The 897-nt window shown below is 65.2% G+C and carries 2 pseudogenes; both read right to left on the bottom strand.

From position 1 onward, the window contains the following. Positions 1 to 580, bottom strand: a pseudogene (locus JCM25156_RS18465) (thiamine pyrophosphate-binding protein); the annotation flags it as partial. 68 nt (positions 581 to 648) lie between these two features. Then, a pseudogene (locus JCM25156_RS26150) lies at positions 649 to 897 on the bottom strand (tRNA (adenosine(37)-N6)-dimethylallyltransferase MiaA); the annotation flags it as partial.

Genomic DNA, 897 nt, shown 5'->3' with positions numbered 1-897 from the left:
GGCGCGCTGTAGGGGGCTGGCCCCACCATCAGGTTCTTGGGCAGGTCCACCAGAACCGGACCGGGCCGGCCGCTGCGCGCGATGTGGAAGCTTCATGCACGCATGCCGCCACATCCTCCGGCCGGCGGATGAGATAGTTGTACTTGGTGGCCGGGCGCGTGATGCCGGTCGTGTCCGCTTCCTGAAAGGCGTCGGTGCCGATCAGCGGCACGCCCACCTGACCGGAGAAGCAGACCACCGGGATCGAATCCAGCATGGCGTCAAGCAGGCCGGTGACCGTGTTGGTCGCGCCGGGGCCGCTGGTGACCAGTACCACCCCCACCTTGCCGGTGGAGCGGGCATAGGCTTCCGCCGCGTGAACCGCCGCCTGTTCATGGCGCACCAATACATGGCGAATCGCGTTCTGGCGGAAGATCGCGTCGTAAATGGGCAGGACCGCCCCGCCGGGATAGCCGAAAATGACCTCGACCCCCTGCTCGGCCAGGACGCGCAGAAGCACTTCCGCACCGCTGAGGACGACGGGCGTGTCCGTGCCGGTGGTGTGAGGCTTCAGGTCGGTCTGGTGCGATGCTGCGTTCATGTTCCTGCTCCTTCGCCACGGGGCCGGAACAACCGGCCTGCCGCCAGAGGCGAAATCCCGGGCCGGGTTTACGGAAACCCTTGGCCCGCGTCAATGCGGTTAATAACAAAAGAAATGATTTTGTTTGTCCATCTTTCCATTTGTTGCGCGGGGTCGTGATTTTCAAACCGTCTTTCGTGAATAAACGTGTCATCCGCCGCCGCCAGCGCGTGATGGGCGAACCATGTCGCCTGCCGCTTGGTGTACTGCCCGGTCAGGCGGATGGCCTGCTCCGCCGCCGCCGCCTCCGTCATGGTGCCCCGCAGCACGGCGGCCAG

The organism is Komagataeibacter kakiaceti JCM 25156, assembly GCF_000613305.1.
This window is presented reverse-complemented; position numbering and strand designations above follow the sequence as displayed.